Raw genomic sequence first — 13131 nt, 5'->3', positions numbered from 1 at the left:
GGGGAGGGGCGGCGGCTTCGCGGATCAGATCGATCAGGCGCTCGCGGGCATCCTCGCGGTTGCGCATCTGCGAGCGGTAGCGGTCGGCCACCAGGATCAGAACTCCGTCCTGGGTCAGCCGCGACCCGGCCAACCGTTCCAGCCGGTAGCGGACCGGGTCGGGCAGGTTGGGGGAGTGGCGCACGTCGAAGCGCAGCTGGACTGCCGTCTCGGTCTTGTTGACGTGCTGTCCGCCGGGGCCGGAGGCGCGGATGAACTCCTCCTGCAACTCGCTTTCGTCCAGGCTGATGCGGGGGGTGATCCGGATCATGCCGGACTCTCAAGTGGGTTGCGGGCGCGGAAGGCGCGGGCCAGCGCGGCGAACCCGGCGACGTCGATCTCCTCCGCCCGCGCGGTGGGGGCGATCCCGGTCTCCTCCAGCAGCGCTTCGGCACTGCCCAGCGACTTCAGGCTCTGGCGCAGCATCTTGCGGCGCTGGCCGAAGGCGGCGGCGGTGACCTGCTCCAGGGCGCGCCAGTCGGCCGGTTCCGGATTGGCCCGCGGGGTCAGGTGGACAACCGTGGATTCGACCTTCGGCGGCGGGGTGAAGGCGCGCGGCGGCAGGTTGAACAGCACGCGGGCGTCGGATCGCCATTGGGTGATGACTGACAGCCGGCCATAGGCCTTGCTGCCGGGCTTGGCGACCAGCCGGTCGGCGACCTCCTTCTGGAACATCAGCGTCAGGCTGACATAGGCCTCGATCCGCGCCAGCCAGCCGAGCAGGAGCGGTGTGGCGACATTGTAGGGCAGGTTGGCGACGATGGCGCGCGGAGCCGGCGCCAGTTCCTCCGGATCGACCGTCAGGGCGTCGGCCTCGACGATGGACAGGCGGCCCTGCGAGGCTTCGATGACGTCGGCCAGGGCTTCGATGAAGCGGCGGTCGCGTTCGATGGCGATGACCTTCACCGCGTTGGTCGCCAGCAGCGCGCGGGTCAGGCCGCCGGGACCGGGACCGACCTCGATGGCGGTGGTGCCGGCCGGCAGGTTGGCCGAGCGCGCGATCCGTCCCGTCAGGTTCAGGTCGAGCAGGAAATTCTGCCCCAGCGACTTGCGCGCCTCCAGCCCGAAGCGCGCGATCACGTCGCGCAGCGGAGGCAGGGCGTGCGGGTCGAAAGCGGCGGTGGCAACCGTGGTGGTCGCGGCGGGGGCGGAGATCGGGTTGGTCATCCCCGACTTATAGGCATCCCCCGCGCGCTTCACCAGACGGCAGTTTGCAACTTGGCCAATGCGGGGGTCAGATCAGGCGGCGCAGCACCACCACGGCCACCACGCCGGCGACCACCGCAACGACCATGGGCACGCGCCGGGCGATCAAGCAGACGAAGGCGGCAGCCAGTGCGTCGGACGGGCGCGACAGCGCCGCCGGCGCCACCAGGGCGACCAGCACGGCGCCTGGCGTCGCCTCCAGCGCCGCATTCGCTGCCGGACCCAGCCGCACCCGCGCGATCAGCCACGGTCCGCCGATCCGCGTCATCCAGGTGACCAGCGCTCCGCCCAGCACGATGGCGAAGACGCTCCAGTCAAGATTCAGGGTCTCAGACATTGCGGGTCCTCCCTTGCCCCTTCGCCTGGAGGGCCGCGACCGCCCCGCCAGCCACGGCGCCGGCCAGAATGTGCCAGGTTCCGCCGGAGGACAGCGCATGGACGGCCAGTGCGGCAGCGGCGCTCGCCAGCCAGGGCGGCAGCGATCCGGCTCCGCGCCAGAACCCGGCCAGCAGGCAGAGGAAGACAGCGATGAAGGTGAAATCCAACCCCCAGGCGGTCGGGTCGGCGATCAGCGCGCCGGCCAGCGTTCCGGCCACCGTGCTGGACAGCCACGCCAGATAGAGCGTCGCCGCCACGCCGTACCAGTAGGCCAGCGACAGCTCCGGGCCGCGGCGCAGGGCCAGCGCCCACTGCTCGTCGGTCATGAAGAACAGCGCCAGCCCGGCCCGTGCCCGGGGCACGCCGCGGAAGCGCGGCTCCAGCGTCGCCCCCATCAGCAGGTGGCGCAGATTGACTAGCAGGATGGCGCCGACCACCGCCAGTCCAGCGCTGCCCTTATCCAAAAGCTCGACCGCCACGAACTGGGAGCTGCCGGCGAAGACCAGGGCGCTCATCAGCCCCATGTCCAGCGCCGACAGGCCAGCCTTGGCGGCGAGGCTGCCCAGAAGGAAGCCGAAGGGGATGGCGCCCGCCACGATGGGCAGGCTATGGACGACACCCGACGCGAAGTCCTGCCGCGGGGATGCCGGTACGGCGAAGCTGCCCGTGCTCATTTCTGTGCTCATGGGTGGGGAAGCTAGGCGGCCGCGGCGGGCGCGTCTTGGATGGGATTGCTGCCGCGCCGGTACTGGCCGGGAGAGACGCCGACCCGCCCCTTGAACACCCGGTTGAAATGCGCCTGATCGCAGAAGCCGCAAACCAGCGCCACGTCGGCCAGCGGCAGGGGCCCCGCCAGCAGCCGCTTGGCCTGGGCGACCCGCCGGTCGGTCAGATAGCCGTGCGGCGTCGTTCCCACTGCCGCCCGGAAGACACGCAGCAGATGGAAGCGGCTGAGCCCGGCCGCCTCCGCCAGATCGGCCAGTTCGACCGGGCTGTCGAGATGGGCGTCCAGATACTCCCGCGCGCGGCGGACCGCAGCCGGTTCCCGTCCCGCCTCACGTGGCCGCGCCGTCAGGTCGCCATGGCGCAAGGCCAATGCTGTGAAGGCGCGCAGCGCGTCGGTGTCGGTGCGCAGCGGTTCGCGGTACGGCCCCTCCAACCCATGGTGCAGGCCGCGCAGGACCTGGAACAGCTCCGGGTCGTCCAGTTCCATGGCGGAGAAATGCGGTGCCGCGGGCCGGCCCAGCGCATCGGCCATCGCCTGTTCGAACAGCGCCACCGAGGGATAGAACATGCGGTAGGCATAGCCGTCGGCCGCCGGGCGGCCGTCATGCAGGATCTCCGGATCCAGCACCACCACCTGTCCGGCCCGCGCCACCCGTTCGGTGCCGCGGCAGCGGTACAGTTCGGTCCCGGCGGTGATCACGCCGATCACATAGGTCTCGTGCGTGTGCGGGGCGTAGCTGTGGCGCTGGAAGCGGGCGTTCAGGCATTCCATGCCGTCGAAGCGCGCCTCCCGCCACAGCCGGGCGAAGTCGCCGCCGCCGGTTTCTGTCCGGTTCAATGAGGGATCTAGGGCGGATTGCTGGTCCATGCCGCAGTCTAACAGGCGGGCGCCCCGGTCGTCTTGGACAGGATTGCTGGCAGGAGCCTCATGCGGCCGGTGCGTTACACACTGTTACACAGCGTCAGCCTGGCCGATATCGTCCGGTTACAGTCGCGCGCAATCATGGCTGCCAACAAGAATAGACACCGGATCGAGAGCGACTGCCATGACCGTTTCCAACCTGTCCAACTCCAAAACCTCCAATGCCAACACCACCATTTCCAAGACCATGACCCGCGACGTGGTGACGCCTGTCACCATCGTCACCTTCGTCGTGTCCACCGTAACCGGCATCATGTTGCTTCTGCACTGGAATGCCGGGCTGGTGCGCTTCTCACACGAATGGCTGAGCGTGGTGTTCTCCGCCATCGCGCTGTGGCATCTGGCGAAGAACTGGCGCGCTTTCCTCGGCTATCTGAAACGGCACACTGCCCAGGCGGCCTTCGCCAGCAGCCTGATCGTCTCGGTGGTCTTCACCGGAATGACCGGCACCACCGGGGGCGGCGGGGCCAATCCGGGGGCGGTGTTCGGTGCCCTGTCCGGGGCCCGTCTGGAAGCCGCCGCTCCGGCGTTGGGGCTGGCGCCCGACAAGGCGGTGGAGGTGCTGAAGGCTGCGAACATCGACGCTGCACCGGGCGAGACGCTGACCGTGATCGGAGAGCGTGCCGGAAAGAGCGGTGCGGCCATCGCCAGCATGCTGGCGGCGAAGCGGGCACGCTGAGGGGTATGGAATTCCCCCTCGTCCCGATGGGAGGAGGGGGAACTGCCAGGGTGGCGAAGGCGGTTACGACGCCTTCGCGGTCTTCTTCTTCGGCGCGGCGGCTTCGGCGGGAGCATCCTTCGCAGCCTTGGCCTTGGTCGCCTTCTTGGCGGCCGGCTTCTTGGCCGCAGTCTTCGCCTTGGCGGGCTTCTCCGCCTCCGCACTCTCGGCCTTGGCCGGCTCGGCGTCCTTGGCTGCCTTGCCGCCCTTCTTGGCGGCGTCCTTGGCGACCTTGGCGTCGATCAGTTCCAGCGCCTGCTCCAGCGTGACGCTGTCCGGCTCGGTCCCCTTCGGGATCGAGGCATAGACGCTGGCGTGCTTCACATAGGGCCCGAAGCGGCCCGACCCCATGGTGATCGGCTTGCCGGTCTTCGGGTGGTCGCCCAGCGTCTTGGCCGGGGCCGACGCTTTCTTGGCGGCGCCGGCCAGCAGGTCGACGGCGCGGTTGATGCCGATGGTCAGAACGTCGTCGTCGGGCGTCAGCGACTTGTAGACGCTGCCATGCTTCAGGTAGGGACCGAAGCGGCCGATGCCGGCGCTGATCTCCTCGGCCGTTTCCGGATGGTTGCCGATGACGCGCGGCAGGGCCAGCAGCTTCAGTGCGGTGTCGAGATCGACGTCGGCCGCGGCCATGCCCTTGGGCAGGGAAACCCGCTTGGGCTTCGGCGCCTCGTCCTTCTTCTTTTTCTTCGCTTTCGGCTTCTTGCCGTCCGCCGCAGGCTCCTCCACGGGCGGCTCCTCCACCGGAGGGGTGGCGGCAGCGGGCGCCGGGCCGAGCTGGATGTAGGCGCCGTAGGGGCCGCGACGGACCGTCACCGGCAAACCGGTCTCCGGATCGTTGCCCAGCTCGCGCGGGCCTTCCTGCGCCTCGCCGTTCTCGTCGTTGGCGACGGCCAGCGGCCGGGTGTAACGGCATTCCGGATAGCGCGAGCAACCGATGAAGGCGCCCATCTTGCCCAGCTTCAGTCCCAGCCGGCCCTCCCGGCAGACCGGGCAGACGCGCGGGTCATGGCCGTCCTCGGTGGCGGCCGGGAAGAAATGGGCGCCCAGTTCGTTGTCGAGCGTGGTCAGCACCTGGGTGATCGTCAGATCCTTGGTGCCGTTCACCGCCACGTCGAAGGCGGTCCAGAAATCGCGCAGGACGGTCTTCCAGTCGATCTTGCCGTCGGAGATCTCGTCCAGCTGGTTCTCCAGCTCCGCCGTGAAGTTGTACTCCACATAGCGGTGGAAGAAGTTCTCCAGGAAGGCGGTGACCAGCCGGCCGCGGTCTTCGGGGATGAAGCGCCGCTTGTCCAGCCGCACGTAATTGCGGTCCTGCAGCACCTGCAGGATCGAGGCATAGGTGGAAGGGCGGCCGATCCCCAGCTCCTCCAGCTTCTTGACGAGGCTGGCCTCGGAGTAGCGCGGCGGCGGCTGGGTGAAATGCTGTTCCGGATTGATGTCGCCGCGGGAAAGATCATCGCCCTGGTCCATGGCCGGCAGGCGGCGTTCCTGCTGCTCGTCCTCGGCCGCGTCGTCGCGGTCTTCCTGATAGACCTTCAGGAAGCCGTCGAACACGACGATGGAGCCGGTGGCGCGCAGCACCACGTCCTTGGACGGGCTGGCGATGTCGACCGCCACCTGATCCAGCACGGCGCTTTCCATCTGGCTGGCCAGGGTACGCTTCCAGATCAGCTCATAGAGCCGCAGCTCGTCACTTTCCAGATAGCCGGCCACCGAGTCGGGGCGGCGGTGCAGGTCGGTGGGGCGGATGGCCTCGTGGGCTTCCTGGGCGTTCTTGGCGGCGGTCTTGTAGACGCGCGGCTGGGCCGGAACGTAGCGCTCGCCATACTGCGTGCCGATCAGGCCGCGGGCACCGTCGATGGCCTCCTGCGACAGGCTGACGCCGTCGGTTCGCATATAGGTGATGAGGCCGACCGTCTCGCCGCCGATGTCCACGCCCTCATACAGCTTCTGCGCCGTGCGCATGGTGCGGGTGGCACCGAAGCCCAGCTTGCGCGAGGCCTCCTGCTGCAGGGTGGAGGTGGTGAAGGGTGGCGACGGGTTGCGGCGGCTCTGCTTGCGCTCCACTGTCGAGACGGCGAAGGCCTGAGGACGGATCCGCGCCACCGCGGCCTCGGCGGCCTCGCGGTTGGGCAGGCCGAACTTGTCGAGGCGCTTGCCGTCCAGCTGGGTCAGCGACGCGGTGAAGGCGGCGCCGGCCGGCGTGGTGAAGCCCACCGCGATCGACCAGTATTCCTGCGGCTTGAAGACCTCGATCTCCGACTCGCGCTCGCAGATCAGGCGCAGAGCCACCGACTGCACGCGGCCGGCCGATTTGGAGCCCGGCAGCTTGCGCCACAGCACCGGCGACAGGGTGAAGCCGACCAGATAATCCAGGGCGCGGCGCGCCAGATAGGCGTCGACCAGCTCCTGCGACACGGCGCGCGGGTTGGCCATGGCGGTCTGGACGGCCGACTTGGTGATCTCGTTGAAGGTGACGCGCTGGACGTCGCGGTTGTCGGACAGATGCTTTTCGCGAAGGAGCTCGGACAGATGCCAGGCGATGGCCTCTCCCTCGCGATCCGGATCGGTTGCGAGGTAGATGCGGTCGGCCGACTTCACCGCCTTGGCGATCTCATCGATGTGGCGCTTGGAGCGGTCGCCCAGCTCCCACTCCATCGCGAAGTCTTCGTCCGGGCGCACCGAGCCGTCCCGGGCCGGCAGGTCACGGACATGGCCGAAGCTGGCGATGACGGTGTAGTCGTCGCCCAGATACTTGTTGATGGTCTTCGCCTTGGCCGGCGATTCGACGATGACGACGTTGCTGCCCGGCAAGAAACCAGCCCTTCGCGTATGCCCACTCAAACCAAGGCGGCGCCGATCAGGCGAGAGAGACCTGATGACCGGGAAGACGCTGGACTCGGCCGGCAAGCTCAAGTTCCAGAACCACGGTCAGCACCACCGGAGCGGACAATTGGCACCCGCGAACGAGTTCGTCAATGGTGACGGGCGAGGGACCGAGGTTTTCCAGCACCACGGCACGCGCCTTGGCAAGGTCGGATTCGTCGGGTTCCATCGCTCTGCCGGGGGTGAGGGCGGGTGCGCTGAACAGGTCGGGCTGCCGTTCCGCCAGCGTCGGCGGGCGCAGGGTTTCGATGGCGCGCAGCACGTCGTCGCTGCGCTCCACCAGCGTGGCGCCCTGGCGAAGCAGGTTGTTGGTGCCATGGCAGCGGGGGTCGAGCGGGGAGCCCGGCACCGCCATCACCTCGCGCCCCTGCTCCAGCGCCATCCGCGCGGTGATCAGCGAACCGGAGCGCAAGGCCGCCTCCACCACCAGCACCCCCAGCGACAGGCCGGAGATCAGGCGGTTGCGGCGCGGGAAGTGGCGGGCCTGCGGCTGGGTGCCGATGGCGCTTTCCGCCACCACCACGCCCTGCGCCAGGATGTCGCGGTACAGCCCCTCATTCTCCGGCGGATAGACGACGTCGATACCGCCGGCCAGCACCGCGGCGGTGCCGCTGGCCAGCGAACCGGCATGGGCGGCGGTGTCGATGCCGCGGGCCAGGCCGGAAACCACCAGCAGCCCGGCCGTCCCGAGGTCGCGCGCCAGCGATTCGGCGAATTTCTTGCCGTTCAGCGAGGCGTTCCGCGCTCCGACGATGGCGACCGCGCGCCGTTGCAACAGATGGGCGTGCCCCATGATCGAGATCACCGGCGGGGCATCGTCCACCGCGGCCAGCGGTTCCGGGTAATCCGGCTCGCAGGCGCAGAGCAGACGGGCGCCGAAACGGCGGTTGGCCTGCATCTCCCGCTCCGCTTCGGCCTTGGAGGCGATGCGCAACGGCTTGGCCCGTCCGCCACGCCGCGCCAGATCCGGCAGCATGTCGAGCGCCTTGGCGGCGCTGCCATACTGATCCAGCAGGCGGTGAAAGGTGATCGGCCCGACATTCTCCGTCCGGATGAGGCGGATCCAGTCGAGCCGTTCGGCGTCGGTCAAAGGGCGGCGCGGTTGTGTCATGGCGGAAATATTTACAACTTGGTATCGACTGGTTCAACATACATTCGCGTTATTTAACGCTGGATTTGATATTTCCGCTCCTGCACGGGTCGGCGGTGGCGTACCTGTGGCAACGCCACCAGACGCGCTTGGTGGCATGCGTTTGCGAAACAATATTATTTCATAACGGTAACGAAATTTCATCTGCTAAGCTGGGGTCAAGATATTAGCTTTAATTCATCTTCAAGACTTGCACATAAATTCTATGGTTACTCGCGTTCCATGACATCTGGATGCTTTATGAATCATGGAAATTGTCACAACATGACAGATTTATCCTTATGGAAACTTCTGCAATTATCGTTATCATTCGCGTGCATAGTAGAGTACTCACGTGGGGTGGCCAATGTTCGGACGGAGGAAGCACACTCTGGCGTTTGAGCGCAGGATGGCGGCGCTCGACGCAGTGCGGACAAAGGTGATGGTGACCGATGACGCTCTGACCATCGTTCATGTCAATCCCGCCTTGGTTGCGCTGCTGCGCGAGGTGGAAAGCGACCTGCGCCGGGACCTGCCGCGTCTGGATCTCAATCGTCTGGTCGGCAGCAGCCTCGACCAGTTCCACAAGGAACCGAGCCAGCACCGCACGCTGCTGGCATCGCTGACCAAGCCCCACGGCACCACCCTGGAGCTAGGCGGGCACCAGTTCGATCTGCTGGTTACGCCGCTGACCGAGGGCGGGCGGCGCATCGGCTTTGCCGTCGAATGGGCCAATGCCAGGGAACGGCTGCAAAACCTCGACTATGCGGCCCAGATGACGGCGATCAACCGATCGCAGGCGGTGATCGAGTTCACCACCGAGGGCGTCATCACCAAGGCCAACGACAATTTCCTGAAGGTGATGGGCTATCGCCTGGATGAGGTCGTCGGCAAGAACCACAGCATGTTCGTCGAGACCGCCTACCGCGACAGTGCGGACTATGCCCGTTTCTGGGACACGCTGCGGCGGGGCGAATTCCAGGCGGCGCAGTACAAGCGGATCGCCAAATCCGGCAAGCCAGTGTGGATCGAGGGCGCCTACAACCCGATCCTCGACGAGACGGGGCGGGTCGTCAAAGTGGTCAAGTTCGCCGTCGACGTGACCGCGCAGGTCTCGTTGCTGAACAACCTCAAGATCATGATCGACAAGAATTTCGGCGAGGTCGACCAGGCGCTCCGCCTGTCGATGGGGGAGGCGGACTCCGCCAACCATGCCGCCGGTTCGACCTCCGCCAGCGTCCAGGCCGTGGCCGCGAGCGCGGAGGAGCTGGTCGCCTCCATTGCCGAGATTTCCCAGAGCATGACCCGCGCCCGCGCGGCGACGGACGGTGCCTTCGACCGCACGGTGGCTGTCGCGGAAAGCACCGACCGGCTGGCGGCGGCGGCCCAGGCGATGAACGGCATCGTCGGGATGATCAACAGCATCGCCGGCCAGATCAATCTGCTGGCGCTGAACGCCACCATCGAAGCGGCGCGCGCCGGGGAGGCGGGGAAGGGCTTCGCCGTCGTCGCGTCGGAGGTGAAGAACCTCGCCAATCAGGCCGGCAAGGCGACCGAACAGATCTCCGCTGAGATCGAAGGCATCCAGTCGACCTCGGCCGAGGTCGCCACTGCATTGAGCGCCATCCGCGAAGCCGTCGCGGTGGTGCGCGAGCATGTGGCCGGCACGGCGTCGGCGGTGGAGGAGCAGAGCGCCGTCACGCAGAACATGTCGTCCAACATGCAGAGCGCGTCGGCCGCCGTGGAGACTGTGACCTCCAACGTCGCCGCCATCTCCAGCGCGGTCAGCCAGGTGGCCGGTGCGGTCGAACGGACCAAGGAGGCGGCGCACGTTCTCGTGCGGTGACGCCCGGGCGCGGCCACGGATACGAGGGCCGGGCGCCGCATCCCACGGCGCCCGGCTGTTCGCGTCCGTCAGCGCCTATGGAACGTCGGCGGCCGCTTCTCGAAGAAGGCGGTGATGCCTTCCTTCGCTTCGCCATGGTGCAGGGCTTCGACGAACAGGTCGCTTTCTCGGGCAAGCTGGGTGGCGAAGCTGCCATAGGCCAGCTCCATCAGCTTCTTGGCCCGGCCCATGGCACCGCTCGGCCCTTCGGCGATGGTCCCGGCCCAGGCGATTGCTCCGGCCAGCGCCTGTCCGGGGGCGGTGACGCGGTTGACCACGCCGGCCGCGTGCAGACGCGCGGCATCGACCGGGCCGCCGGTCAGCATCAGCTCGGCATAGAGCTGCGGCGGCAGCGCGCGGGCGAGGGAGGCGGAGGCGCCGCCGTCGGCGGTCAGCCCGACCTTGACATAGGCGGTCAGGAACTGCGCGTCCTCCGCCGCGACGATCAGGTCGCAGGCCAGCGCCAGCGAGAAGCCGGCGCCGGCGGCCGGACCCTCCACCGCGGCGACGATCGGTTTGGGGCATTCGCGCATGGCGCGGACCCAGCCGTGAAAGCGCTCGATGCCGTCCCGGTTCTCCGACCGTGACCGGCTGCCATGGTGATAGAGGTTGTTGAGATGCCCGCCCGAGCTGAAGGCGCCACCGGCGCCGGTCAGCACAATGGCACCGATGCCGGGATCGTGCGTCGCCTCGTCCAGCGCATCGCGGCCGTCGGCCATCATCTTCAAACCAAGCGCGTTGCGGGTGCCGGCGTCGCTCATGGTCAGCACCATGACGCGGCCCTGGCGCTCAACCGTCATGCTGCCGGTATCCTGACGTTCGTTCATGGTCGTTTCTTCCCCGGTTGTCGTTGTCCGGCAGACGGATCCTCGCCGGATGGTGGAATGACTGTGCCAGTCGGGGAGCGATGCTCCAATCCGTCCGACCGGTATAGGAGCGTCTCCGATGCCGCGGGAAACCGCTGTTTTTCCGGAATATCCCTTCCTACATTGGGGTGAGACCTATCGCCGCGCAAAGCCGTGGCGGCGTGGGATTGCGGCACCTGATTGTGCGGGGGGCAGGGCATGGCGCTGGCGGTGGACCGGCATGGCCGGGGTGGGAGAGGGGGGCCGGTCGTCGCCATGGCCGTTCCGCCTTATGCCAACCGCACCGTGATCCTGGTCTGCGTGCTGGCCTTCGTCCTGCGGCTGCCGCCGGAATCCTTCGCCTTCGTCCCCGCCTATTTCTTCGGAACGGTCGAGCTGGCCGGGCCGCTGCCCACCGGCGCGTTGTGGCGCGGGCTGTTCGGCCATGTGCTGGTTCACGGCGACCTCACGCATCTGCTGTCCAACATGGCGGTGCTGTGGCTGCTGGGCGATGTGGTGGAGCGGGAGGTCGGTCATGTCCGTTATCTGCTGCTGTTCCTTGCCGGAACGGTGGCGGCCGCGCTGACGGAGGGGTTGCTGGCCGCCGACCGGATGGCGCCGCTGATCGGGGCGAGCGGGGCGATCTGCGCGCTGATGGGGGCCTTCCTGTGGATGCGCCCGCGCGCTGGTCTGCTGTCGCGGCGCCTGCCACGGCGGTTGGTGCAGGGGGCGATCCTGGTCTTCGCGCTGTTGAACGCGGCGATGACGCTCGTACCGCTGAACGCCGAGTCCCCGCTGGCCGAGGTCGGTTGGGGCGCCCATGCCGGCGGACTGGCCGCCGGGCTGCTGCTGGGCGCAGTGCTGATCCTGCCCGGGCGAAGCCGGGCGAAAGGCGGACTTTAGAAAGTGCCTTGAACGGTTGCATTCGACGCCGGTCACCGAAATACTCGCGCGATCTTCAGCGGGAGACGGCGGTTCATGAGCGACGGAAAGAGTGGCGAGACAGTTCTGGGCGTGATCGGCGGCAGCGGCCTGTACGACATCGACGGGCTGGAGAACACCCGCTGGATCAAGGTGACGACGCCCTTCGGCGATCCGTCCGACGACCTGCTGACCGGCGAGCTGGCGGGCCAGAAGCTGGTCTTCCTGCCGCGCCACGGTCGCGGCCACCGTATTCCGCCATCGGAGCTGAATTTCCGCGCCAACATCCATGCGCTGAAACAGCTGGGCGTGACCGAGATCCTGTCGGTGTCGGCAGTCGGTTCGCTGAAGGAGCATCTGCCACCCGGCACCTTCGTGGTGATCGACCAGTTCATCGACCGCACCTTCGCCCGCGAGAAGACCTTTTTCGGCAGCGGGCTGGTCGCTCATGTGGCGCTGGGGCATCCTGTCTGCGGGCGGCTGGGCGACCTGATCGAGGAGTCGCTGGCCGAGCTGGACATTCCGCACCAGCGGCGTGGCACCTACATGGTGATGGAAGGGCCGCAATTCTCCACCGTAGCCGAATCGAACCTCTACCGCAGCTGGGGCTGCGACGTCATCGGCATGACCAACATGCCGGAGGCCAAGCTCGCCCGTGAGGCGGAGATGTGCTACGCGACCGTCGCCATGGTCACCGATTACGATTGCTGGCACGAGGGGCATGACCATGTCTCGGTCGATGCGGTGATCCGCGTGGTGGTCGCCAATGCCGGCAAGGCCCGCTCTCTGGTGGCGGCACTGGCGCCGAAGGTGGCGCGGCGCGAGGGGCTGTGCGCCCAGGGTTGCCACACGGCGCTCGACAACGCCATCATGACGGCGCCCGGCCACCGGGATCCGGCGATGCTGGAAAAGCTGTCGCTGATCGTGAAGCGCACGCTGGGCTGAGCCGTTGCCGACGGGGGAAAGCACTATTTTCGGAGCGGGCTACCGGGGCCGTAATCCCCGGCACGCCCGCCCGTTCAGCGGTTCGGCTACTCAAGCACCAGCTTGACCACCTGCACAGCAGGATCAGGAGAGTGAGGGTTTTCTCCATCCTCTTGCCCTCCGTTGGTGCGGCGCGGGCGGTGGCCGTTCCACCGCCCCGACCGCCGCGCAAACATGCCAAGCATCCCATTCATTTTGAATGCGTAAGTTGTATATAATTTTAGGTGCTCTTTTATGCGCGTGAGATGCGCTTGCCCATCACATGGAATGGTGTCTGTGCTCCTCGGTTCTGGCGCATGAACGAAAGTAGGGGTGGGTGCCATTCCGCGCGTCGCCTATATCATCTGTACATGTAACCATTCAGGCGACGGCAAGACGGTTCTGCGGTTGATCGATGCGGCTGATTGATACTCGCCAGAGCGGATACAGATATCCTGTGTAATCCCGCGATGCATTGCTTTGAAAAACTCCGGATAGAGTGACCATTTC

The 13131-nt window shown here is 67.2% G+C and carries 12 protein-coding genes; 4 read left to right on the top strand and 8 right to left on the bottom strand.

Features of this window, described 5'->3' with window-relative positions:
• The 5 genes from arfB to GBZ48_RS20975 form a co-directional block, all read right to left on the bottom strand.
• Positions 1–310: alternative ribosome rescue aminoacyl-tRNA hydrolase ArfB (gene arfB / locus GBZ48_RS20995; protein ID WP_174472771.1), on the bottom strand; the 310-nt coding region annotated here is incomplete at its 3' end.
• Positions 307–1206, bottom strand: a complete 900-nt coding sequence (rsmA, locus tag GBZ48_RS20990; protein ID WP_246307354.1) for a 16S rRNA (adenine(1518)-N(6)/adenine(1519)-N(6))-dimethyltransferase RsmA — start codon at positions 1204–1206, stop codon at positions 307–309. The genes arfB and rsmA, both read right to left, overlap by 4 nt.
• Before the next feature lie 67 nt (positions 1207–1273).
• Complete coding sequence (locus GBZ48_RS20985; protein ID WP_174472770.1) at positions 1274–1582, bottom strand: AzlD family protein; 309 nt, start codon at positions 1580–1582, stop codon at positions 1274–1276.
• Complete coding sequence (locus GBZ48_RS20980) at positions 1575–2297, bottom strand: AzlC family ABC transporter permease (RefSeq protein WP_174472769.1); 723 nt, start codon at positions 2295–2297, stop codon at positions 1575–1577. Before GBZ48_RS20980 ends, GBZ48_RS20985 begins: the two co-directional genes overlap by 8 nt.
• A gap of 23 nt (positions 2298–2320) precedes the next feature.
• Positions 2321–3187: an AraC family transcriptional regulator gene (locus GBZ48_RS20975; RefSeq protein WP_246307353.1), complete on the bottom strand. Its 867-nt coding sequence runs from the start codon at positions 3185–3187 to the stop codon at positions 2321–2323.
• Between the two features lie 208 nt (positions 3188–3395).
• Between GBZ48_RS20975 and GBZ48_RS20970 the strand changes: the two genes are divergently transcribed.
• Positions 3396–3950, top strand: a complete 555-nt coding sequence (locus GBZ48_RS20970; RefSeq protein WP_174472767.1) for a DUF4405 domain-containing protein — start codon at positions 3396–3398, stop codon at positions 3948–3950.
• A gap of 63 nt (positions 3951–4013) precedes the next feature.
• Here GBZ48_RS20970 and topA read toward each other — a convergent pair whose 3' ends face one another.
• Together topA and dprA are read right to left on the bottom strand one after the other, a co-directional pair.
• On the bottom strand, positions 4014–6806 hold the full coding sequence (topA, locus tag GBZ48_RS20965) for a type I DNA topoisomerase (RefSeq protein WP_174472766.1): 2793 nt from the start codon (positions 6804–6806) through the stop codon (positions 4014–4016).
• A 46-nt stretch (positions 6807–6852) separates the two neighbouring features.
• Positions 6853–7989 (bottom strand): DNA-processing protein DprA, encoded by a 1137-nt coding sequence (gene dprA, locus GBZ48_RS20960; protein WP_174472765.1) that lies wholly within the window; start codon positions 7987–7989, stop codon positions 6853–6855.
• Positions 7990–8374: 385 nt separating this feature from the next.
• On the opposite strand from dprA, the gene GBZ48_RS20955 reads away from it, so the two are divergent.
• Complete coding sequence (locus tag GBZ48_RS20955) at positions 8375–9853, top strand: methyl-accepting chemotaxis protein (protein WP_174472764.1); 1479 nt, start codon at positions 8375–8377, stop codon at positions 9851–9853.
• A gap of 68 nt (positions 9854–9921) precedes the next feature.
• Here GBZ48_RS20955 and GBZ48_RS20950 read toward each other — a convergent pair whose 3' ends face one another.
• Entirely contained in the window at positions 9922–10719 is a 798-nt protein-coding gene (locus GBZ48_RS20950; RefSeq protein WP_174472763.1) for an oxepin-CoA hydrolase, alternative type, read from the bottom strand.
• A gap of 237 nt (positions 10720–10956) precedes the next feature.
• On the opposite strand from GBZ48_RS20950, the gene GBZ48_RS20945 reads away from it, so the two are divergent.
• Positions 10957–11640, top strand: a complete 684-nt coding sequence (locus tag GBZ48_RS20945; RefSeq protein ID WP_174472762.1) for a rhomboid family intramembrane serine protease — start codon at positions 10957–10959, stop codon at positions 11638–11640.
• A gap of 75 nt (positions 11641–11715) precedes the next feature.
• Positions 11716–12603, top strand: coding sequence for an S-methyl-5'-thioadenosine phosphorylase (locus tag GBZ48_RS20940; RefSeq protein WP_174472761.1), 888 nt, complete (start codon positions 11716–11718; stop codon positions 12601–12603).
• The last annotated feature ends 528 nt before the right edge of the window (positions 12604–13131 follow it).

This window comes from Azospirillum melinis (assembly GCF_013340935.1).
Taxonomy (GTDB): domain Bacteria; phylum Pseudomonadota; class Alphaproteobacteria; order Azospirillales; family Azospirillaceae; genus Azospirillum; species Azospirillum melinis.
This window is presented reverse-complemented; position numbering and strand designations above follow the sequence as displayed.